The sequence below is a fragment of the Methylomonas sp. Kb3 genome, assembly GCF_002834115.1.
Classification (GTDB): Bacteria; Pseudomonadota; Gammaproteobacteria; order Methylococcales; family Methylomonadaceae; genus Methylomonas; species Methylomonas defluvii.
In genome coordinates this window covers 1-22,001 of the sequence record NZ_PIZT01000025.1, presented here as the reverse complement: position 1 = coordinate 22,001, position 22,001 = coordinate 1, and the positions used below count along the sequence as shown (strand labels likewise).

Sequence of the window (22,001 nt, the reverse complement as noted above, 5' to 3'; positions counted from 1 at the left end):
CTTAGCCGCTTTCAACGGTGGAGAATTGAGCCCAGTCCGGCAATTTCATGAGCCAATTCAATACTAAAGCGAGTCAAGCAACGGCTTTGCGCAGCGACACTGGCTTCAGCGCCCTTACCTGCCGCTTCGCTGCATTCGAAGCGTTTTCCAAGCACGACTTGTTCGGCTTTTTTTAACTGCCATTGCACGGAGAAGCGGCTTTGGCCGCTGGCGGTTTGATGTAACTCGAGAATATCAAAGCTGATTTGGTAATCGATAGCCTGACGCGGTGTCCAGGGATAGCGAACCACTTGGTCTATGCCCAGTTGTTTGGCTAAAGAAAGCCGCAAAACCCGGGCAATATTGTCATCCAGACGTTCAGCCCAGCGATGTTGGTCGTCCAATTCATATTGATGCTCGCTCAGCGCAGTGACTAGCTGCGGCCTGTCCAAATACGCCGGCAAATGAATCGGGCCTAAGCCCAACACCGTATCGGCCGGTAACACGGCGGCAACAGACGGCGTGTCGGTTTCGGCGCTCAACATGTAAAACTGCACCGGCTGACTACTGCAAGCGGTCAACAACAGCGCTGAAAGTAGCATTGGCAAATAAATTATGTGTTTCATATTCATCCGGTTAAATCTATTAACAACCCAATCTATTTGCCGTATATCAACGACTCCGGCCGCCTTTCCAGCGACTCTGTTAAATCCTTCAAGGACCGGGCGGCATTGCGCATTTCCACCAAGGCTTGCCCCAGTTGCGCATCCGGCGCGGCCAAGGTTTCGACAGCGGTCAAAGCGTTTTGCGAGCCTTCCATCACCTTGGTAGCGGCGTTCAGACTTTGTTCGGCGGCTTTCAACACCGGCAACAATTCCTTGTTAAAGTCCTGCAAGGTGGTGCGGGTATCGCTCAAAGCGCCATTGGCGTTGCTCATCAACGGTCCGATCTGATTGTTTAACGTCGCCATCAAACGCTGAGTTTCCTGCAAGGATTTAGCTAAAGCAGCCAACGATTGCTTGGTGTCGTCGGATTGCAGCAAACTACGCATTTCGCTGAGGGTATCCGCCAAATTCTTCATCATCTCCTCGACCGGCAGCTGACGCGCGCGATTGAGAATTTCATCGGCGGTATTGCGGATTTCGTCAACGGTAGTCGGCACGCTGGGCAGCTCGGGTAGGTTTTTGTAATCCAGCTTAATCAGATTGACCGGTTTATCGCTATAAAAATTAAGATCGACATAGAGTAAGCCTGTCAGCAAGCTCTGCGTCTCCAGCCGCCCCTTCAAGCCCGCGTCTATCAGACGTTGCGCGTCCTGCATACGCTGTTTTTTGCTGTGGCCGCCGGATTGCTGTACTGACAAATCTTGCAGCAAGGCGGGGTCGATTTCGATGACCACCGGCTTGAAAATCCGGCCGGTTGCAGAATCCATCACCAAGGAAATTTCGTTGACGTTACCGATCTGCACACCCTGCAATTTAACCGGCGCGCCGACATTCAAACCGTTCAAAGCCGAGTCGAAAAAAATCACGAAGCGTTTTTTATCCTTAAAAAAATCACTGCCGCCAAAGATCATCACGCCCGCCGTCAGCAGAATCAACGCGCCGACCAAAAACGCGCCGATGGCGAGTGGATTGGCTTGTTTGCTCACGCAGGACTCCTCATGTGTCGATGATTGCTATTTTGCTCGGTTTGGTCGCCGCGATTTAAAAATCGAATCACGTTGGGGTGTTTGGATTCGTGCAGCAGTTTTTGCGGGGAACCACCGTCAATATTGGTACGGGTTTCGGCATCCAGAAACACCGAATTGTTGCCAATCGCGAAAATACTGTCTAGATCGTGGGTAACCACGACGATGGTGGCCGACAAAGCGCTACTCAGGCTCAGAATCAGATCGTCCAGTAATTTGGCGGTGATAGGGTCCAAGCCGGCCGACGGTTCGTCGAAGAACAAAATTTCCGGGTCCAGGGCCATGGCCCGTGCCAGACCAGCGCGCTTTTGCATGCCGCCGCTGAGTTCGGAGGGATAATAATCTTCAAATCCCGCCAAGCCGACCAACGCCAGTTTATAGGAGACAATCTCCCGCACCTTTTTAGCTGGCAACTGCGTAGCTTCGGTAATCGGCAGCGCCACATTTTCCGCTAAGGTCATCGAACTGAGCAGAGCACCGCTTTGAAACAACACGCCGGTGCGTGCCAAAATTTGCTGGCGGGCTTTGGGATTGGCTTGCCAGAGGCCTTGATCGCCATAACAGACATCGCCTTTTGCCGGGGACTTTAGGCCTATCATGTGCCGCAACAAGGTGGTTTTGCCGCAGCCATTGCCGCCCATGATAATAAACACGTCGCCACGATTGATCGTAAAATTCAGATCGCGCTGAATCACGAAATCGCCGTAAGTCATGGTTAGATTTTTTACTGTAATGCAGGCCTCGGCCATCGTTAAATCCCCAGCCGGTTGCAGATGATGGTCATTACCGAGTCGGCAACGACGATAAACACGATGGCGGTTACCACCGCCGAGGTGCCGGCATCGCCGACCGCCGAGGCACTGCGGCCGCATTGCATGCCGCGCATGCAACCCGATAGCGCAATCAAAATCCCGAACACCGAGCACTTCACGAAGCCGATAATAAAATCCTTCATCTTCACGGCATGGGCGGTGCGGTCCAGATACTCGGTCAGCGACACGTCAAAAAAATTCACCGTTACAAAGCCGCCGCCGATGATGCCCATCAAATCGGCATAAAGACATAAAAGCGGCATGATGATGATCAAGGCCAACATGCGCGGCAACACCAGAAACGCCATCGGGTCCAGGTTCATGGTTTTTAACGCATCGATTTCGCTGTTGACGTGCATCGTACCAATCTGCGCGGCATACGCGGCGCCGGTGCGGCCGGACATAATAATCGCCGTCATCAAACCGCCCATTTCCCGGGTCATGCCCAGACTAACCAAGTTGGCAATGTAAATTTGCGCGCCGAACAACGACAGCTGCACCGCGCCGACGAAAGCCAGAATCAACCCCACCAACAAGCTGATCAAGGTGACGATAGGCAACGCCGACGGCCCGCACTCTTGAATATACAGCCATAAATCCTGGCGGCGAAAGTGGGCTTGTCCGCGCAGCGTGGCGAAGATGCTGATCATCATTTCCCCGACAAAAATCAACATCTCCTTGCCATGCTGAATGGCTTTTCCGGTGCTGACCGCCAAAGCCTGCGACCACGACCTCTGGGTTTGCTCGCGGTGCGCATCGACGCGCTCCGGCACGGCGGCAACCAGAGCCAACAAGCCTTGAATCGATGCCGGCAAGCTGGCCTTATCCACGCCCACCTGTTTTTGCTCGGCGTAATCAATTAGCTTAATTAATTCCGTCACCAACATGCTGTCCCAACGGCCAAGCGCCGCCGTAGACACGACGATTTTTTCGATAACCTGGGTTTCAATCTGCGCGAGTATGGGTTCCAAAGCGGGTAATTGCGCATCCAGCACCCAGTCTCCGGACAGCGAGATTTCCAAAGTCTTTGCCTGGCGAATCGCGCTGATGGCGCAGCTTGGAGCACTATTGATGGCTGGCGGTAGGATTTTTGACGTTTTCATCCCTGTTGATACTGATAAAACTTAGCCGCAAGTATGCGCAGAACACCGACGCATGGCAATAGCCGACCGAGAAGTATTTTTCCTAAAAATTGCCGGAAGCAACTGCTCTGACTGGATAGCCCTGCATCTTCAAAATCGTCATGTCGGCAGCAAAAAGCTTATCAGTACCTATCAAGTTTTCGCCAATTCGCGAATTTCCCAGTCGGCCTTGATTTGCAAAATTTGCGGTTGAATATCCAGAAAACAGGTCACCATCGCCGGATCGAAATGCTGCCCGGCGCCTTCGCGGATAGTCGCGACCGCCTTATCGACCGACCATGCTTCTTTATAAGGCCGGCGCATGGTTAGCGCGTCGAACACGTCGGCCACCCCGACGATACGCACCGATTCGGGAATATTGAGGTTAGCCAGCCCATTCGGGTAGCCGGTGCCGTCCCATTTTTCGTGATGCGACAAGGCCACTTCGGCCGCCAGTTTAAAAATCGGTGCATCGCTTTTTGACAGAATATCGTAACCAATCTGGCAATGCCGGCGCATGATGCGCCATTCGTCTTCATCCAGCGCACCCGGTTTACTCAGTACCGCATCGGGCACGCCGATTTTGCCGGTATCATGCATCGTCGCGGCAAACTCCAGCAATTCGGCATCGGCACACGTCCAGCCGACGTTTAAGGCCAAGGCTTTAGCATAAGCGGCCATCCGCCAAATATGTACCCCGGTATCGTTGTCGTTATAGTGGCCGGCTTCGCCCAACATATAGATGGCGTCGCGGTGGCTTTTTTCCAACTGCGTCGCTCTTACCAATGATAAATGGGTTTTTACTCGCGCCCGCACCAGACTGGGTACAACAGGCTTACTCAAGTAATCCACACAACCCACCGCAAACCCTTGCTCTTCATCGCCCAAGTCGGACAAAGCCGTGACGAATATGACCGGGATGGTTTCGGTGACCGGATCGGCTTTCAAAGCCCGACAAACTTGGTAGCCGTTCATATCCGGCATCTGAATATCTAGCAAAATTAAACTTGGCCGGTGTTTGGCAACTGCCAGCAGGGTTTCCTCACCGTTACGCGCAAACACCAAACGATAGGTAGGCTCCAGAATTTCACGAAGTATCGCCAAATTCGCGGGTTCGTCATCCACGATCAAAATCGGATTATTAGGCATGGGTATCTTACTGTTTTGGTATATCGAGCTGGCTTATTAACGCCAGAACTAAGCTTTCAGCTTGCCGAAAATTATAGTCGCGAATTTGTGTCGCGAGCGGCACCAATAAATCGGCATCCACCAAGCCCGCCAATTTCAGCAATAGGCGCTCGGCATGACCGGGGTTATCTTCATCCAGCGCCGTTAACAATTCGCTTAACAAGGGTTTGATACTATCGTGCACCTCGCGTTGAGCACTGTGATCAAGCGGTGACAGGGTGTTTGCGCTTAAGTTACCGATGCTGATGATCACCACGTCAAGCGCCTGTTGCAGCGCTGCAGCAGGCGCAGCCAACGGCTGACTGTGATGCAAGGCCGTTTCCAGTTCGACGCTGCGTTTGGCTACCTCGGTCAGAGCCAAACCGTAAGCCGCGCCTTTTAACTTGTGCGTCAGGGTGGCAAGCTCGGCAAGTTGTCCTTGCTCGGCAGCGACACTAATGTCTCGTCCGGCTGTGCGATACTGTTCGACAAAGCGTGCCAGATAGGCCTGGTAAAGATCGCGCTTATGCCACATTTTTAGGCCGGCGTTAACATCGATTCCCGGCCAATCGTCTGGGTCTGGAGTTGTCGGCACAATGAGTGGGGCGGATTGGCCGCGGGGAATCAACCCGTCATCCGGATCGCCGGATGCCAGCCCCGTCACTCCGAGCGGCGAATTGTTTCCGGTCCAACGCCTGATCAAAGCCAGCATTTGCGGTACGTTAAAGGGCTTGGCGATAAAATCGTTCATACCGGCTTCCAGCGCTGCTTCCTGCAAGTTTTTAAAGGCGCCGGCCGTGAGTGCCAGGATGGGTAAATCAGACCACGCCGGATTTTTGCGTATCCGCCGCGTGGCGGCATAACCGTCCATGCGCGGCATTTGCACATCCATCAATACCAAATCCACAGCACCAGGGTTTTTAAACAACCAATCCACCGCGTCTTGGCCGTCGCACGCCAAGCTGACTTGCGCGCCCTCCGACTCCAAAATGCGCCTGGCCACTTCGCGATTGATGTCGCTATCGTCCACCACCAATATCCGCAGACCTTGCATACGAGTGCCTGCCAAATTGGACGACTTATCCGGCAAAACTGGTAGCGGCGGGGATTTCGACAATACAGCCGCGACGGCGTTATACAATGCGGAAGGGGTTACCGGTTTGCTCAATATCCCCTCGACATACTTCATGTCGGCATCAACCGCCAGCAGTTCCCGGGAATAGGATGAGCTGATCATCAAGATAATGGCTATACGCGGCTGATCTGCGTTAACCGCCGCCAATGAAGCGCGGATAGCTTCGGCTATACTCGTACCGTCGACATCCGCCATGGGCCAATCCAGCAACAGCACGTCATATGGCTCGGCGCGTTCCAGACTGGCGAGCAGTTCGACGATTGCCGCCTCACCCGAGTCGACGGCGTTGGCATACCAATCAAGACTTCGCGCCGAGGTATTGACGGCTTCGCGCGTAGTCTCACAATCATCGACCACCAGCAATTTCAAATGGTGCAAATGCGGGAGAGACTGCGCCGGATTGCAGTCAAGATGCCGCTGCAACCGCAGGACAAACCAAAATTCGCTGCCTTGGCCGGCTACGCTGTTTACCCGCAACTCGCCCCCCATCAAATTCACCAGCTGGCGACAAATTGCCAAGCCAAGGCCGGAGCCGCCAAAGCGGCGGCTGATTGTATTATCTGCCTGGGTAAAGGCGGCAAACACATCGTCCAATTGCGGTTCGGAAATACCGATACCGGTATCGCTGACGGCAAAGCGCACCGCCACCGTATCGCCGCTTTGCCAATCATCGACAGTCACGCGCAACACGACTTCGCCTTTTTCGGTAAATTTAATCGCATTGCCGAGTAAATTAATCAAGACTTGTTGAATGCGCTGGCCATCGCCGACCAGAGCATCGACACCGGCCGGCGGGATAATAATCAATTCCAGATTTTTGTGGTCGGCTGCCGCCGCCATCAAGGCCGCAAGGTGATCGAACATATCGCTGAGCCGGAACGGCAGGTTTTCGATCTCCAGGCGTCCGGCCTCGATTTTGGAAAAATCCAGAATATCGTTAATGATCGCCAACAAAGAACGCCCGGCATCACGAATTTTCCGCACCAAACTGCGTTCTTCTTCGTTCAGCGCGTGTTGTTCCAGCAAATAACAAAACCCCAGCACCGCGTTCATCGGCGTGCGGATTTCGTGGCTCATATTCGCCACAAAACTGCTTTTTACCTGCGTCAAATGCTCTGCGCGTTGCAAGGCTTGGTTGAGCTGTTCCGTCCGTTGTTCGACCAGGTTCTGCAAATGATCCCGATATTGCAGCAATTCCATTTCCTGTTTTTTCCGCACGCTGATGTCCTGTACCGTGGCCACCCGATACATCACCTTTTGCTCGGCATTTTTGACGCTGACCAAATCCACCGCCACGTCAAACTTAGAACCATCCTGGCGCCGATAAACCGATTCGTAACGTATTTTGCCGAATTGGTCGGCTTCATGCAGACGCTGTGCGGCCGATTCGACGTATTCCGGCGCGTACAGGGACAGAATGAGTTGGCCTTCAAACTGATCGGCGTTGTCGTAACCCAGCATCTCGGCAAACGCCGGATTGCAGGTTACCAGGCGGCCGGTCTCGGGGTTGCCTATGGCTATGCCGTGCCCGCAATAGCGGAATGCATCGATCCAACGCTGTTTTTCCGCGGCCGCAAGCTTGGCTTCGGTGATGTCTTGCACGGTCCCAATCAAGCGCCAGGGTTGACCATCGGCCGTGGTCTCCAGTTTGGCTTTGGACAACACCCAACGCTGCTGTCCTTGCGGGGTACAAATACGGTATTCCAAACCGTTACCGCTGTTACCCGCCAAACAGTCCTGATGCCAGGCGCGCCTGGCGGCACGGTCATCGGGATGCACCGTTTCCAACAACTGCTCCATGGATAAGGCTTGATCGGTTTCGGGTGATAGGCCAAATACCCGAAAGGTTTCTTCGCTCCACATCGCTTGGCCGCCAGGTAGGTAGCGAACCCAAGAACCAATATGAGCCACGGCCTGAGAATCTGCCAGCAGCCGTTCTTTTTCTATCAGGCTTTGCTCGATTTGCCGGCGTTCGGTGATGTCTAAGACAATACCTCGATAGAGTAGAGGCCGACCTTTCTCATCCAACTCTGGTTGACCACGCGACATCAGCCAACGCTCCCGGCCGTCGACTAGTGCGGCAAGCCGCCATTCCACGTTCAACTCGATATTTTGCTGTACCGCTTGGTGAATTGCCGCTTGCGCGATGGCGCGATCATCCGGATGCACAGTGGACAGCCAGACGTCGTAGCTTGCTTGGCAAGCAAACGGCTCCAAGCCATACAGGCGCCACAAACCTTCATCCCATTGATTTTCGTTGGTCTGTAAATTCCACTCCCAAATACCGGCGTTGGCAGCGCGAAGTGCTTGGTTCAAACGCCGGTGGTTAACCTCCGATTCCAAACTGGCAATGCGCTGCAACTCGGCTTTGGAGCGGCGCAATTGTTCGAAGGCCAGATTAAACGACAGCCCCATCAAGGCAAAAATCGCCGTGGAATAGTAATAACGCACATCCGCGACATTGAAACTTCCCTCAGGCGGGATAAAAAAATAGATACCCATTGAAACGGCCATTGCGGTAGCAAGCAGGCCGCTAAGCACTCCTCCCAAGTAGGCACTTAAAAATACCGCCGGATAAAACAAACTCCAGGTCAGGGGCGACAGCGCGGACCATAGCGACCATTGCAGTAAACCTGCGGCCATTGGTATCGCCACAGACACAATTGAAGTCAAGTGGATGGGAATTCGTTGGAAGCGGATCTGCAGAAAACGCTCAGCACGCCGATTTCGCTGCTGGTTAACCCTGAGCGGGTCGAAGAATTTAATCAGCGTGTCCTTAATCACCGCGATAAACCCTGCAACATTCAGCGGTTGCGCAACGCATAAAAATGCAAAAGTTATCCATGCAAAACAATGCCGGACGCCACTTTATTAGCAATCCTGCAGCAATTCAGGTGTGTAGCTTCCAGTCTAAAAACAACTAACGAACGTACTGAATCGGTGACAGTCGCTGCGTCAGAACCGGTGTATTGCCAACGCTGCTCGGCAAGTATCAACCGGCACGTTTTGTCAGCCGCTATGAAAATGTTACGCAAACCGAAAAACATATGCCCCCCGTGCTTTAGGTAGCCCTCTATAACGCTAGCTTACCAGATGAGTTTATTGCGGCAAATATCGAGGGGCTCTAGCATCTATAGACAGCGGATAATATGTAAAGTGGCGTTTTAGACGGCGCAGAACAAACAGATTTCGCACGCTATAAAAAAGCCCCTGAGTAGGGGCTTTTTGCTTGTTCTAAGGTAAGTCTCAGAACGGAATATCGTCGTCGAAATCGTCATAGGAAGCCGGCGCAGCTTGTGGGCCTGAAGGTCCGGAAGAGCGATTGTCATAGCTACTGGCCGGCGGAGTATTATTGTCCGAGTAGCTGGCAGTGCCGCCGCTTTTACTGTCCAGCATATGCATATTGTCGGCAACGATTTCGGTGGTGTACCTATCTTGACCGTCCTGACCTTGCCATTTTTGGGTACGAATACGGCCTTCGACATAACATTGGCTGCCTTTTTTTAAGTACTCGCCGGCGATTTTTGCCAAACCGCTAAAAAACACTACCCGATGCCATTCGGTTTCTTCCTTCCGCTCGTTGGTATTGCGGTCTTTCCAACGACGGCTAGTTGCCAGGCGGATGGTGGTAATAGCATCGCCGCTCGGCATATAGCGCACTTCCGGATCGGCCCCGAGGCGGCCGATCAGCATAACTTTATTCAGCATGGTGTTCTCCGTGTAAAAATTGCGAGTAACAGCGGCTTACTGCCACTGCTTCAAAAAAAGCCCTAATTGGTTTTTGTCTAGCTGCTGGTTGTCGACTTTCAAATACGCTGCACTTTCTTCGAAATGCAGCCGTACTTCCTCGATGCCGTTAATCGCTAACAACTGCTTAGAAAATTCCTCTCCGCGTTCGGGTTTGACCGCTTGCAAGGACAACAGCAAGTTGGCCCAATAGCGCGGGGGCGACATGAACAGCGCGATCACTATCCAGCTGGCGGCGATGCCCGCCGAAAACATAAATACTGCCGCCGCGCCAAATTCGCCGTACAACCAACCGCCGGCGCCACCACCCAAGAACGCACCAAGGAATTGGGAGCTGGAATAAATACCCATGGCCGTACCTTTTAAATCGCCGGGCGCGGTTTTGGAAATCAATGAGGGCAAGGTCGCTTCCAACAAATTAAAACCGCAGAAGAAAATCCACAAGCAGGCGATCAAGCCGACCAACTCGCCGTGCAGCAACACAAAACCGATATTGGCAATCACCAAGGTGGCAATCGCGCCGATAAACACTTTCTTCATCTGCCGTTTTTTCTCGGCGATGATCACGAAGGGGATAATCATCGCCATCGAAGTCACCAACACCGGCAGATACACCATCCAGTGATTCCCACCTTGCAAACCAGCATCGCGCATTAACAAGGGTACGACCACGAAACTGGCCATCAGAATCAAATGCAGCGCAAAAATACCATAGTTCAGGCGCAGCAAATCGGCATTTTTGATGACCGAACCCAGCTCCGAAGGGATGTACTCGGCATCGCGGTGGGTGGTAATTTTTTCAGGGCTAGGCACGACGAACAGAATCACCAAAATGGCCAGCGCCGCCAATACCGCAATCATCCAGAAGATGCCGGCAATGCCGAAATGATGGGCAATGATAGGTCCCAGGGTGATAGCCACCCCGAACGACACGCCGATGCTGGCACCAATGGTCGCCATGGCTTTGGTGCGGTGTACTTCCTGGGTCAAGTCGGCCAGCAAGGCCATGACCGCAGCGGAAATCGCCCCGCAGCCTTGCAGCGCGCGGCCGATCAGCACGCCGTAAATATCGGTTGCCAGCGCCGCCCAGACGCTGCCGGCCACGAATAGAATCAGTCCGATCACAATCACGGTCTTACGGCTAAAACGGTCCGACAACAAACCGAACGGAATTTGCAGGATAGCCTGGGTCAGGCCATAGATACCCATCGTCAAACCCACCAGCTTGGGCGTCGACCCGGGCATTTGTTCGGTAAACAGCGACAATACCGGCAGCAGCATGAACAAACCCAGCATTCTGAGCGCATAGATACTGGCCAGCGACACGGTAGCCCGCTTCTCCATGGCCGTCATCGGACTGGTAATATCCTGAACCTGTGTCAAACCCAACTCCCCTTTGCCTTGCATCGTTAAAGGTGGCTATAGTACCAGTTTATCAAGGCGAGACTCCAGCGCCGGTATGAAGCCTGAAGAGTATTTGCCAAGGATTTTCGCGTGTTAGAATGCAGCAAAAAATCTCCATCTAGGAAACCAAAATGACTGCGATCATGTTCGACACCCATGAATTTGTGAAAGAACTGAAAGGAGCGGGATTTAGCGAAGAGCAAGCGGAAATCATCACCAAGTTGCAAAAAACCGCCATTTCCGCAACCTTGGAACAAGCGAAACACGATTACGATTTGGATGATTTATCGACCAAGCGCGACTTAAAGGAACTGGAAACCGGCCTTAAGCGCGACATCAAGGAGCTGGAGCTGAAGCAAGACGCCAAATTGGCCGAAACCAAAAGCGAATTGATCCGCTGGATAGTCAGCGTGGGCTTGTTGCAAACTGCCTTGATTTCGGCGTTGTTGCTTAAGTTGAGTGCATTGGCATAAGTCTCACAAAAGCATGAAAAAACATCTTATCTTACCTACGTTAGCAATTGCCGCCTTAATATCATTAGTTAGCTTGGGGATCACTAAAATAGCCTTTTTGTTTTTTGCTATTTGCACCGGAGCCATTTTGGTTTCCTACTATTTCAGTTCTCGGGAAACTGGAACTCCAACAGCAGCCGAAAAAATTGCGGCAACTGGATGGTTATTCATTAGGCGTGTCGTATGTTTTACTGCGGCAATTCCTTTTGCTGGTGTTACTATCGAAATAATGCGCTCTTCCGGAACTATCTCTGAAAAATTCTGGGGTATTGGTCTGTCACTTATGATGTCCGTTTTTTTTGTTTGGGTCGGCATATTCGGCCAAGGTTGGCAACGCCTTTATCTAAAAGACGATGCTGCTTTACATAAGAAAAACAAAGATCGATACAAATGGCGTTGGTAATTAGTCCCACACTTCGTCAAAACATAATCATCAGTCAATCCCCCTTTGCCCAAGCCCCACTATTCCCCGTATAGTATCCAGCTATACAAAATTCCAGGAACACAACAGTGGATACCATCAGCATACGCGGCGCCCGCACTCATAATTTAAAAAACATCGATCTGGACTTGCCGCGCGACAAGCTGATAGTCATCACCGGCCTGTCCGGTTCCGGCAAGTCGTCGTTGGCGTTCGACACCATTTATGCGGAAGGCCAGCGCCGTTACGTGGAATCCTTGTCGGCCTACGCCCGCCAGTTCCTGTCGATGATGGAAAAGCCGGATGTCGATCATATCGAAGGCCTGTCGCCGGCGATTTCCATCGAGCAAAAATCCACCTCGCACAATCCGCGTTCCACAGTCGGCACCATTACCGAGATTTACGACTATCTGCGATTACTGTATGCCAGGGTGGGCATTCCGCGCTGTCCGGAGCACGGCGTGTCGTTGGAGGCGCAAACCGTCAGCCAAATGGTCGACCAGGTTCTGGCGCAACCGGAAGGCGAGCGCTGGATGCTGCTGGCGCCGGTGATCAATGACCGCAAGGGCGAACATGTGCTGTTGCTGGAAGATTTAAAAGCCCAGGGCTTTTTACGGGCCCGCATCGACGGCGAAGTCTACGAGTTGGACGAGCCGCCTGCCCTGGATTTAAAGAAAAAACACACCATCGAAGTGATCGTCGACCGTTTCAAAATTAGGGACGACATCCAGTTGCGCTTGGCCGAATCCTTCGAAACCGCGCTACGTTTGTCGGAAGGCTTGGCAATTGCCGCGTCGATGGAAAACGATCAGCAACTGTTGTTCTCCGAGCGTTATGCCTGCCCGCACTGCGGCTACAGTCTCAGCGAACTGGAACCGCGTATTTTCTCGTTTAACAACCCGAAAGGCGCCTGTCCCAGTTGCGACGGTCTGGGCGTGCGCCAACACTTCGATCCGCAATTGGTGGTGCATAATCCCGAGATCAGCCTGGCCGGCGGCGCGGTGCGCGGCTGGGACCGGCGCAACGCCTATTACTACCAAATCATCTGCGCATTGGCGGAGCATTACAATTTCGACCCGGAAGCGCCGTTTTCGCACATTTCCAAGGATATTCAAGCGGCAATTCTGTATGGCAGCGGCGAGGAAAAAATCAGCTTTACCTTCCAAATGGGTAACGGCAAACCTAAAACCAGCCGCCATTCTTTCGAAGGCATCATTCCCAATATGCAGCGCCGCTATCATGAAAGCGATTCGCAAATGGTCCGCGATGAATTGTCCAAATATTTGGCTCAACAAACCTGTTCTGTGTGTGACGGCGCGCGTTTGAATCTGGGCGCGCGCAATGTGTTTGTCGAGGAGCAACCCTTACATCACGTCACCCGCTTGCCGATTAAACAAACTCTGAGTTTTTTTCAGCAACTGAATATTCCCGGCCACCGTGGCGAAATCGCCGCCAAGATCAATAAGGAAATTCAGGAAAGGCTGGAGTTTTTGGTTAACGTGGGATTGGATTATCTGACGCTGGACCGTAGCGCCGATACGCTGTCCGGCGGCGAGGCGCAGCGCATTCGTTTGGCCAGCCAGATCGGCGCCGGCCTGGTGGGAGTGATGTACGTGCTGGACGAACCGTCGATAGGTTTGCACCAACGCGACAACGAACGCCTACTGAACACGCTGTTTCGATTGCGCGACTTGGGCAACACCGTGATTGTGGTCGAACACGACGAAGACGCCATCCGCGCCGCCGACCATCTGGTCGACATTGGCCCTGGTGCCGGCGTCCACGGCGGGCAGATTGTGTCACAAGGCACACCGGCGCAAATTCTGGCCGATACCCATTCGTTGACCGGCCGCTATTTATCCGGTGCGGAAATCATTGCCGTGCCGAAGAAAACCACGCCCAATGATCCGGCCCGGCAATTGACGATTAAGGGTGCATTCGGCAATAACCTAAAAAATGTCACGGCCAGTTTCCCGGTCGGTTTGCTGACCTGCGTCACTGGCGTGTCCGGTTCCGGCAAATCGACCTTGATTAACGACACGCTTTACAGCCATGCCGCCCGCGTCATCAACGGCGCCAGTTGTATTCCGGCGCCGTGCGCGGCCATCGAAGGCCTGGAGCAGTTCGACAAAGTGGTCGATATCGACCAAAGTCCCATCGGCCGCACGCCAAGATCGAATCCAGCCACCTACACCGGCATCTTCACGCCGATCCGCGAATTATTCTCGGCTGTGCCGGAAGCGCGTTCGCGCGGTTACACGCCAGGCCGATTCAGCTTCAACGTCAAGGGCGGCCGTTGCGAAGCCTGCGCCGGCGACGGCGTGATCAAAGTGGAAATGCACTTTCTGCCCGACATCTTCGTACCCTGCGACATTTGCCACGGTAAACGCTATAACCGCGAGACCCTGGAAATCCGCTACAAAGGCAAGACCATCCACGAAGTGCTGGAAATGACCGTGGAAGACGCCACCCAATTCTTCTCGGCCATCCCCAGCCTGGCCCGCAAGCTGCAAACCTTAATTGATGTGGGCTTAAGCTACATCACCCTCGGCCAAAACGCTGTGACCCTGTCCGGCGGCGAGGCGCAACGGGTGAAACTAGCGAAAGAGCTATCGAAACGCGACACCGGCACCACCTTGTACATTCTCGACGAACCGACCACCGGATTGCATTTTCATGACATCAAACAATTGCTGACCGTGTTGCACACCCTGCGCGACCACGGCAACACCGTGATCATCATCGAGCACAACCTGGACGTGATCAAAACCGCCGACTGGATTGTGGACATGGGCCCGGAAGGCGGTAGCGGCGGTGGCATGCTGGTGGCGGAAGGTACGCCTAAGCAAATCGCGAAGCATAAAAGTTCGCATACCGGAACGTATCTGAAACGGTTTTTCGAATAGTACCGCTTGCCGCTAAATGGCGGACTGATTAGGATGAATGACTAACAGACAACTGATAGGAGAACAGTAATGGGTTTAGCCTTAAAAGATCGGCAACAACACACTTACGGCGATTATTTGCAGTGGCCTGACGACTTGCGCTACGAATTGATCGACGGCGATGCCTATCTGATGCCGCCGACACCCGATTTGGCCCATCAAGACGTTGCCGGCGAAATTTATTGTCAAGCCACCAACGTCTTACAAGGCAAACCCTGCCGAATCTTCATCGGGCCGGTGGACGTGCGCCTGCCAAAGCGTGACGAAGCCGATGAACTGATAGCCAGCGTCGTTCAACCCGATGTATTAGTCGTTTGCGACCCCACCAAACTGGACAAACGCGGCGTACGCGGCGCGCCGGACTGGGTAGTGGAAGTATTGTCGCCGTCTACAGCCAGCCACGACCAAATCAAAAAGCGCGACCTGTACCAACGCGCCGGCGTCCGCGAATATTGGTTGGTCCACCCCATCGACCGTATGCTGACCATCTACGCCTGCAAAACGGCGAATACGGTAAGCCGGAGCTTTATCGATTGGAAAGTGAAACCCAAGTCGGCATTCTGCCGGATATTGTGATTAGTTGGGACGAGTTGGTGGCGCGGCTGCCTAAGGATTATTGAAAATTTACCAGCCCACCGCGATTGTCTGAAGACCAAGCTCCAGTTTTCTCAAACAAAAGGGAAAGCAGTAACTTCCGAGAAGTTGTATCCAAACTTGGGCTTGGATACTAAACAAAAGCCTAAGCAACTAGGCTGGTTGCTGGATTCCACGTACGAGACATGATTCCACTTACTGGGTGCCGCTGAGTATCCGCGTAAATCAGGGAGATAGCCCTTCTCGCATCCACCTTACGGATTTGGAGGCACATTAATCACGCCAAAACCATATTGACGCTTTTGTTAAAATCACTTACCCAAACGAACCGACAAACAGACTAGCAACAACACATGACGGACAATCAAGTCATCGACTACATACAACAGGGCGTTGAAAAAGGCTTGATCAAGCTGTCCGACGAGAACAAACGCATCGAATATCTCGAACAAAAGAAAAGCCGACTATTCACTAACCCGGAAGAACAAGTTCAAGCCGAAACCTATTGCCGTTTGATTCTCCAATACGGCTATCTCAAGCACCGGGTACAAAACTTCGTGTCGGTCAAAATGGGTTCCGACAAAAAGGAAGCCGACATCGTCGTTTACAACGACGACGAATGCCTGGAGCCGCATATCCTGGTCGAATGCAAGAAACAAGACGTGTCCGACGCCGAATTCGCCCAAGCCATCGATCAAGCCTATTCCTACGCCTTCGCGCTGCCCAATAACGTCAAATGGGTCTGGGTCACATCCAAGATCAAAAACGAATTTTTCCAGGTCGATAAGCGTAAGAACACCCGCAAATCCGAGTCCGACATTCCGCCCTACGGCGTCGATAAACTGGCACCCTACAAATTCGTCAAGGGCGCCGACAAGCTCAAACACAAGACCGGCGAACAAAAGTTTTTCGAGCTGCAAGTAGTTGCGGAGGACGAACTGACCCGCCGTTTCAAACTGGCCCATAACGCCCTGTGGGCCGGCGGACAACTCAACCCGTCGGAAGCCTTCGATGAACTGGACAAACTGATCTTCTGCAAAATCTGGGACGAGCGCAAGGCTCGCAAGGCTGGCGAACCTTACGACTTTCAAGTCATCCAGGAAGACGGCAAGGGTGCCAACGAAGACGAAAAGCAGCTCGACGCCAAACAAAAAACCAACGCCGCGTTGTTTGCCCGCATTAACGCCCTCTATGAAGAAGGTCGCAAAAAAGACCCGGAAGTGTTCCGCGACAACATCCGCCTGACCCACGAACGGGCGCGTACCATCGTCGAATACCTGCAAGACATCAACCTCAACAAAACCGACCTCGACAGCAAGGGCCGCGCCTTCGAAACCTTCATGGACTCGTTCTTTCGCGGCAGCTTCGGCCAATATTTCACCCCGCGGCCTATCGTGAAATTCATCGTCGATGTGTTGCCGATCACTCACGAATCGCTGGTATTGGATACTTCTTGCGGCAGCGGCGGTTTTCTGTTGCATGCCCTGGAAAAAGTCCGCCGCGAAGCGAACGAATTCTACAACCCGGACAGCAAGGAACACTGGCAACATTGGCACGACTTTGCCGAAAAGCGTCTGTACGGCATCGAAATCAACGAGCAAATCAGCCGCGCCGCCAAGATGAACATGATCATCCACGACGACGGCCACACCAACGTCATCACCGCCGACGGTTTGCTGAAAGACGCCAAGTTGCAGGAAATCAGCAAAAACCACGGCTTCGAATACGGCCGCTTCGACTTCATCATCACCAATCCGCCGTTTGGTAGCGCGGTCAAACTCACCGAAAAAGCCTATCTCGATACCTACGCCTTCGGCCAGAAAGACACCTCCTGGTTGGACCTAAAAAACAGCGGCGTCAAGAACCGCGACAGCCAAAGCACCGAAGTGTTGTTCATCGAGCAATGCCACCAGTTCTTGAACGCCGGCGGTTACTTGGCCATCGTCATCCCCGACGGCGTACTGACCAACAGCAGCCTGCAATACGTCCGCGACCAAATCGAGGAGTGGTATCGCATCGTCGCCGTGGTCAGCCTGCCGCAAACCGCATTCACCGCCAACGGCGCCGGCGTGAAAAGCAGCGTCTTGTTTTTGCGCAAATACAGCGCCGAAGTCAGCGAGGAAATCCGCCAGCTTAAACTCAACGTCCAAGCCGCGCTATTGAGCGAGCACAGCTATAAGACCGAAGTCGAAGGCATCGAAAAGACCAAGAAAGACGTGCTGAACAACGCCAGCGGCGCGGAATATGACGGCGAATTGAATGAATTCAAGAAAACCGAAGCCTATAAAACCTGGAAAGCCGAAAAAAGCACCGAATTTACCGAGCAAATCAACGAATTGAAGGAAAAGCTGGAAGAGGCATATTTGCTGCAAAAACAAAGCGCCCTGCCCGATTACCCGATATTCATGGCGATTGCCGAGGATATTGGCTACGACGCCACCGGCAAGCAGACCGGCAAGAATGAGCTGGATATAATTGGCGCGGAATTGGCAAGGTTTATTTTGGAGCAGGTTGAGAATGAGCCCTTTTAGTTTCAATCCAAACGTTGGTATCCACAAAGTTTTTTTGGTTAGTTATTCTCAGCTGGCAGGTCGATTCGACCCTCAATTTCATTTGGAGCTACCCGATCTAACTGACTTTATCAAACTATCCTCCATCGCAAATGTAAATGGCGGCAAACGAATCCCTTTGGGCTACGACTATTCACAAGATGAAACAGAATACCTTTATTTACGGGTAACTGACTTTAATGACGAAGGAGAAATTGATTTTCAAAAACTTCGACACATTGATTCTGATGTATTTGCTTTTTTGGAGCGCTATGAGATACGCAATAATCAAATAGCCATATCAATCGCTGGCACCATTGGCAGAGTGACTTTAATTAAAAATATCCCTTTGAATAAAAGAGTCATTCTGACTGAGAACTGCGCAAAAATTACCCTCAAGACGGATTCCGTTTTGGAAGCTTATTTTAATCTGCTTTTAAACTTGCCAATCGTTCAAAAACAGATCGAATTAAATTATATTCAGACAACCATCCCTAAGCTTGGTTTAGATCGTATTAAAAACTTATTTTTTCCTAAAATTCCAACAATAGAAAAACAGGAAAAAATCGTTCAAGCGTATTCGAATGTTTCTGCGTCGGCAAAACAAAAAGAACAACAATCCCAAGAGCTTTTGGCGGGAATTGATGGCTATTTATTATCAGAATTAGGTATTACTGTTCCTAATAAAAACAAAACTATTGAAAAAAGGATATTCAAGGTTAGTTTTAATCAAATATCCGGTTGGCGCTTTGATGCGCCGGTACATCAAAGCGAGTTTTCCTTGAAATCGGCAAAATTCTCAATGATACGCCTGACAAGAGCTTTCGAGTTTAATCCAAAAACGGTGATAAACGTTGAATCATGTTCTTTTGTGCCAATGGAGAAAATTTCCGATCAAACCGGATCGATTACATCGACGGAGGAAACCATCCACTTATCAAACTCATCTGGCTACACTCCATTTTGCGAGGATGATCTAATTTGGGCAAGAATCACGCCTTGCATGCAAAATGGTAAGTCAGCTGTAGCAAGAAATCTCGTGAATGGCTTTGGACTTGGATCAACTGAATATTTTGTATTTAGAGCCACCGAAGGAAATAACATCGATTATTTGCATGCTCTACTACGACTAAATTATCTGCGCGAAGAAGCCATGCTGTTTTTTGGTGGCGCTACTGGACATCAAAGAGTATCACCAGACTTTTTCAGACGTTTGTATATACCGTTTCCTCCAATAGGTAAACAAAATGAAATAGCACAACATATTGCAGATATTAAAACCCAAGCCCAACAACTCCAAACCGAAGCCGCGCAAATCCTGGCCGACGCCAAGGCCGAGGTGGAACGGATGATTTTGGGCGACAGCGGAGGCGAGCCATGCCCACCTGCTGGATAATCGCCGGCCCCAACGGCGCGGGTAAAACCACCTTCGCGTTGGAATACCTGCCTTCGGTGGCGGGCTGCCGGCGTTTCATCAACGCCGATTTAATTGCCGCGGGCCTGTCGCCGCTGGCACCCGAACAACACTTGGCGGCCGCCAGCCGTTTGTTTCTGCACGAGATCGAGGATTGCATCGCAGCGCGCCAAGATTTTGCATTTGAAACCACGCTGGCCGGGCGCGGTTATTTGAAATTGATAGACCGTTTGCAAGCGACTGACTGGCGGGTGGAATTGATTTATCTGGCCCTGCCCAGCGCCGAAATGTCGCGTCTGCGGGTGGCGGAACGGGTTGCTCACGGAGGCCATCACATTGCCGATACCGATGTCGCCAGGCGTTTTCCGCGTAGTCTTTATAATTTGTTAAACATTTTCGCAGCCAAGACTCGTCAAACTCGCTGCTTTATGAACAGCGGCGGTGTCCCGGAACTGGTTTTCCAGCAATGTGGCATGAACCGCGAAGTAATCAATCCCGAATTTTTTGCCTTGTTGCAAAAGCAGGCCCAATCATGATCGAACCATCCAAACCTATTCTTAACTCCGACACGCAGGCGATGTTGGACTGCCTGCAACTTGCCGTCAACAAAACCCTGGAACGCAAGCGGCGTCTCGGTCAATATGTGGTGCAATGGGAAGGCAAGGAGCCGTTTGCGATTGGCGACGATGCGCCAGAGCACTTGAAGCAAGTACCGAGCAGCTCAACACCGTCTAGTCGAACCGATGGATAAAAACACCACAATCGGGATGACTCCGTTTTGATTCAACCTCATCCAAATCATCTTCTTTGTGTCCCACCGTCTCGCCATCATCTCAGACGCCCACGGCTTGCTCCGCCCCGAGGCGCTGGCGGCGTTGCAGGGTTGCGCGCGGATTATCCACGCCGGCGACATCGGCAAACAGGAGGTGTTGCAGCGGCTGAACGAGTTGGCGCCGGTTACGGCGGTACGTGGTAACAACGATAAAGGCGCTTGGGCTGATGAATTGCCGCTTAGTGCCAGTGTGACGGTTGAGCAAGCGTGCCTTTATGTGATCCATGACTTGGCCGAGTTGCCCATCGATCCGGTCGCGGCCGGGATTCGTGTCGTTATCTCCGGCCATTCGCATAAACCATCGATTCAAGAACGTGATGGCGTGCTGTATCTCAACCCCGGCAGCGCTGGTCCACGCCGATTTAAATTGCCGATAGCCGTTGCCGAACTTGTCATCAGGGATACGGCAATCGAGGCGCGAATCGTTGAGTTGGCGGTTTGAAACCGATTGCAAGAATTTGTTATCGTTGTCACCTGCAGGATCATGCCGGCGCACGATTCGTTTCCGTTTAACCGCTTTTTTACTCTACAAGATTACCTCATGAGTTTTGATTTTAACGCTTACCTAAACCGCATCGGCATAGCCAAACCGGAGGCCAGCCTCGCCGGGCTCAGCCAATTGCAACAGGCGCAACTCGGCGCTATTCCATTCGAAAACATCAATCCGCTATTGGGCTTGCTGCCCGAGTTGGAAACGGCGGCGTTGATGGAAAAGATCGTCGCCAATCGACGCGGCGGCTATTGTTTCGAATTGAACGGGTTGTTTGGACAGGCGCTGGACGAGTTGGGATTTGCGTATCAGCCGATTATGGCTAGAGTGCGAATGGGCCGCAACGAAGGCGGACCGCGCCTGCATTTGGCATTTATCGTGGAGGCTGAAGGCGACTCCTGGCTGGTCGATGCCGGCTTCGGCGGCCCCAGCCACTATCGACCGCTGCGCCTGAATACCGAGCAAACGCAAAGCCAGGATCATAACCAGTTTCGGTTGCGCGAGGAGGCGGAATCTGGAGAAACGGTGCTGGAGCGGCTACAGGACGGCGAGTGGTTTGCCTTGTATAGTTTCGACCGCTCAACAGTGCAACGCTGCGACCTGGACGCGGCCAACTTGGTATGCACAATCTGGGACCAATCGCTGCTGTCGCAAAATTTATTGATTTGCCGGAATACCGACGAAGGCTGGGTACAATTGTTCAATACCCATTTTTCAAGATGCCGCGCGGATGAGAAAATTAGCCATTCAATTGACAGCCAGGCGCAATTAAATGACTTGCTGGACGAGCAGTTTGATATAGCGCTCAACAGTGAGCAGTTGCGCCGCCTCGCCGAGCGTTTGGCATTAAACCGGGATAACTAAGCATTTGTCCGGCGGGTTTTATCGGCATTGCAGCGCCCTGTCTGAGCAGGTACTCGGCAAATTTGCCTATTTGTTCAAGCAAACTTGACGATTTATCCATCGCTCAAGATGTCTGGAACGGCTTTTGCTTGGAAATGGTGACACAACTGGCTAATACAAAGGTCACGTGCTATCAGCAAGGCAAACCGGGTGTTAAAAAAATGATTTTGGTATTCTCATACGTATGATGTAGCAGGGGAAATTTATTTCCAAACTCGGCGAGCACTTTAACAGGCTGTTGAAATTTACCGATATACCTTCGGTTTCGGCGCCATTTCTCGAAGCG

The 22,001-nt window shown here is 52.2% G+C and carries 19 protein-coding genes; 11 read left to right on the top strand and 8 right to left on the bottom strand.

Going from position 1 to position 22,001, the window contains the following annotated elements; genetic code table 11:
- Nucleotides 1–11 precede the first annotated feature (11 nt).
- From CWO84_RS13960 to CWO84_RS13935, 6 genes are all read right to left on the bottom strand, one after another.
- Nucleotides 12–605, bottom strand: coding sequence for a PqiC family protein (locus CWO84_RS13960; protein WP_165786325.1), 594 nt, complete (start codon nucleotides 603–605; stop codon nucleotides 12–14).
- A gap of 32 nt (nucleotides 606–637) precedes the next feature.
- Nucleotides 638–1,630, bottom strand: coding sequence for an MlaD family protein (locus tag CWO84_RS13955; protein ID WP_101053303.1), 993 nt, complete (start codon nucleotides 1,628–1,630; stop codon nucleotides 638–640).
- Entirely contained in the window at nucleotides 1,627–2,418 is a 792-nt protein-coding gene (locus CWO84_RS13950) for an ATP-binding cassette domain-containing protein (protein WP_033158798.1), read from the bottom strand. The genes CWO84_RS13955 and CWO84_RS13950 overlap by 4 nt, the downstream gene beginning before the upstream one ends.
- Nucleotides 2,419–2,420: 2 nt before the next feature.
- Nucleotides 2,421–3,584, bottom strand: coding sequence for an ABC transporter permease (locus CWO84_RS13945; protein ID WP_101053301.1), 1,164 nt, complete (start codon nucleotides 3,582–3,584; stop codon nucleotides 2,421–2,423).
- Between the two features lie 171 nt (nucleotides 3,585–3,755).
- Nucleotides 3,756–4,751 carry an HD domain-containing phosphohydrolase gene (locus CWO84_RS13940; protein WP_101053299.1) on the bottom strand — a complete coding sequence of 332 codons (996 nt, stop codon included), beginning with the start codon at nucleotides 4,749–4,751 and terminating at the stop codon, nucleotides 3,756–3,758.
- A gap of 7 nt (nucleotides 4,752–4,758) precedes the next feature.
- Entirely contained in the window at nucleotides 4,759–8,559 is a 3,801-nt protein-coding gene (locus CWO84_RS13935; RefSeq protein WP_276308158.1) for a response regulator, read from the bottom strand.
- A gap of 33 nt (nucleotides 8,560–8,592) precedes the next feature.
- Here CWO84_RS13935 and CWO84_RS24415 point away from each other — a divergent pair, with 33 nt between their 5' ends.
- Complete coding sequence (locus CWO84_RS24415; protein WP_165786324.1) at nucleotides 8,593–8,730, top strand: hypothetical protein; 138 nt, start codon at nucleotides 8,593–8,595, stop codon at nucleotides 8,728–8,730.
- 420 nt (nucleotides 8,731–9,150) lie between these two features.
- On the opposite strand, the gene CWO84_RS13930 is transcribed toward CWO84_RS24415, so the two are convergent.
- Together CWO84_RS13930 and CWO84_RS13925 are read right to left on the bottom strand one after the other, a co-directional pair.
- Nucleotides 9,151–9,612: a single-stranded DNA-binding protein gene (locus CWO84_RS13930; RefSeq protein ID WP_101053295.1), complete on the bottom strand. Its 462-nt coding sequence runs from the start codon at nucleotides 9,610–9,612 to the stop codon at nucleotides 9,151–9,153.
- A 36-nt stretch (nucleotides 9,613–9,648) separates the two neighbouring features.
- Nucleotides 9,649–11,058, bottom strand: a complete 1,410-nt coding sequence (locus CWO84_RS13925; RefSeq protein WP_101053293.1) for an MFS transporter — start codon at nucleotides 11,056–11,058, stop codon at nucleotides 9,649–9,651.
- A gap of 128 nt (nucleotides 11,059–11,186) precedes the next feature.
- Here CWO84_RS13925 and CWO84_RS13920 point away from each other — a divergent pair, with 128 nt between their 5' ends.
- The 10 genes from CWO84_RS13920 to CWO84_RS13875 all read left to right on the top strand — a co-directional run bounded on the left by CWO84_RS13920 (nucleotide 11,187) and on the right by CWO84_RS13875 (nucleotide 21,676).
- Nucleotides 11,187–11,528: a coiled-coil domain-containing protein gene (locus CWO84_RS13920; protein ID WP_033158802.1), complete on the top strand. Its 342-nt coding sequence runs from the start codon at nucleotides 11,187–11,189 to the stop codon at nucleotides 11,526–11,528.
- 13 nt (nucleotides 11,529–11,541) lie between these two features.
- A complete protein-coding gene (locus CWO84_RS13915; RefSeq protein ID WP_033158803.1) occupies nucleotides 11,542–11,970 on the top strand; it encodes a hypothetical protein in 429 nt (142 codons plus the stop codon).
- A 107-nt stretch (nucleotides 11,971–12,077) separates the two neighbouring features.
- Nucleotides 12,078–14,894 carry an excinuclease ABC subunit UvrA gene (gene uvrA / locus CWO84_RS13910; RefSeq protein ID WP_033158804.1) on the top strand — a complete coding sequence of 939 codons (2,817 nt, stop codon included), beginning with the start codon at nucleotides 12,078–12,080 and terminating at the stop codon, nucleotides 14,892–14,894.
- A gap of 69 nt (nucleotides 14,895–14,963) precedes the next feature.
- Nucleotides 14,964–15,509, top strand: a complete 546-nt coding sequence (locus tag CWO84_RS13905; protein ID WP_225892858.1) for a Uma2 family endonuclease — start codon at nucleotides 14,964–14,966, stop codon at nucleotides 15,507–15,509.
- A 371-nt stretch (nucleotides 15,510–15,880) separates the two neighbouring features.
- Nucleotides 15,881–18,058, top strand: a complete 2,178-nt coding sequence (locus tag CWO84_RS13900) for an N-6 DNA methylase (protein ID WP_033158805.1) — start codon at nucleotides 15,881–15,883, stop codon at nucleotides 18,056–18,058.
- Entirely contained in the window at nucleotides 18,045–19,472 is a 1,428-nt protein-coding gene (locus tag CWO84_RS13895; RefSeq protein ID WP_051670403.1) for a restriction endonuclease subunit S, read from the top strand. The genes CWO84_RS13900 and CWO84_RS13895 overlap by 14 nt, the downstream gene beginning before the upstream one ends.
- Nucleotides 19,454–20,026: a zeta toxin family protein gene (locus CWO84_RS13890; RefSeq protein ID WP_033158806.1), complete on the top strand. Its 573-nt coding sequence runs from the start codon at nucleotides 19,454–19,456 to the stop codon at nucleotides 20,024–20,026. Before CWO84_RS13895 ends, CWO84_RS13890 begins: the two co-directional genes overlap by 19 nt.
- On the top strand, nucleotides 20,023–20,241 hold the full coding sequence (locus tag CWO84_RS13885; RefSeq protein ID WP_033158807.1) for a hypothetical protein: 219 nt from the start codon (nucleotides 20,023–20,025) through the stop codon (nucleotides 20,239–20,241). Before CWO84_RS13890 ends, CWO84_RS13885 begins: the two co-directional genes overlap by 4 nt.
- A 58-nt stretch (nucleotides 20,242–20,299) precedes the next feature.
- Nucleotides 20,300–20,764 (top strand): metallophosphoesterase family protein, encoded by a 465-nt coding sequence (locus CWO84_RS13880; protein ID WP_101053291.1) that lies wholly within the window; start codon nucleotides 20,300–20,302, stop codon nucleotides 20,762–20,764.
- 99 nt (nucleotides 20,765–20,863) lie between these two features.
- On the top strand, nucleotides 20,864–21,676 hold the full coding sequence (locus CWO84_RS13875) for an arylamine N-acetyltransferase (protein WP_033158823.1): 813 nt from the start codon (nucleotides 20,864–20,866) through the stop codon (nucleotides 21,674–21,676).
- Nucleotides 21,677–22,001 lie beyond the last annotated feature (325 nt).

Bases quoted from the DNA above. Each gene is read 5' to 3' on its own strand.
- CWO84_RS13885 (WP_033158807.1), top strand. From the start codon at position 20,023: ATGATCGAACCATCCAAACCTATTCTTAACTCCGACACGCAGGCGATG.
- CWO84_RS13900 (WP_033158805.1), top strand. From the start codon at position 15,881: ATGACGGACAATCAAGTCATCGACTACATACAACAGGGCGTTGAAAAA.
- CWO84_RS13920 (WP_033158802.1), top strand. From the start codon at position 11,187: ATGACTGCGATCATGTTCGACACCCATGAATTTGTGAAAGAACTGAAA.
- CWO84_RS13875 (WP_033158823.1), top strand. From the start codon at position 20,864: ATGAGTTTTGATTTTAACGCTTACCTAAACCGCATCGGCATAGCCAAA.
- CWO84_RS13945 (WP_101053301.1), bottom strand. From the start codon at position 3,584: ATGAAAACGTCAAAAATCCTACCGCCAGCCATCAATAGTGCTCCAAGC.
- CWO84_RS13950 (WP_033158798.1), bottom strand. From the start codon at position 2,418: ATGGCCGAGGCCTGCATTACAGTAAAAAATCTAACCATGACTTACGGC.
- CWO84_RS13930 (WP_101053295.1), bottom strand. From the start codon at position 9,612: ATGCTGAATAAAGTTATGCTGATCGGCCGCCTCGGGGCCGATCCGGAA.
- CWO84_RS13915 (WP_033158803.1), top strand. From the start codon at position 11,542: ATGAAAAAACATCTTATCTTACCTACGTTAGCAATTGCCGCCTTAATA.
- CWO84_RS13895 (WP_051670403.1), top strand. From the start codon at position 18,045: ATGAGCCCTTTTAGTTTCAATCCAAACGTTGGTATCCACAAAGTTTTT.
- CWO84_RS13960 (WP_165786325.1), bottom strand. From the start codon at position 605: ATGAAACACATAATTTATTTGCCAATGCTACTTTCAGCGCTGTTGTTG.
- CWO84_RS13890 (WP_033158806.1), top strand. From the start codon at position 19,454: ATGCCCACCTGCTGGATAATCGCCGGCCCCAACGGCGCGGGTAAAACC.
- CWO84_RS13940 (WP_101053299.1), bottom strand. From the start codon at position 4,751: ATGCCTAATAATCCGATTTTGATCGTGGATGACGAACCCGCGAATTTG.
- CWO84_RS13905 (WP_225892858.1), top strand. From the start codon at position 14,964: ATGGGTTTAGCCTTAAAAGATCGGCAACAACACACTTACGGCGATTAT.
- CWO84_RS13925 (WP_101053293.1), bottom strand. From the start codon at position 11,058: ATGCAAGGCAAAGGGGAGTTGGGTTTGACACAGGTTCAGGATATTACC.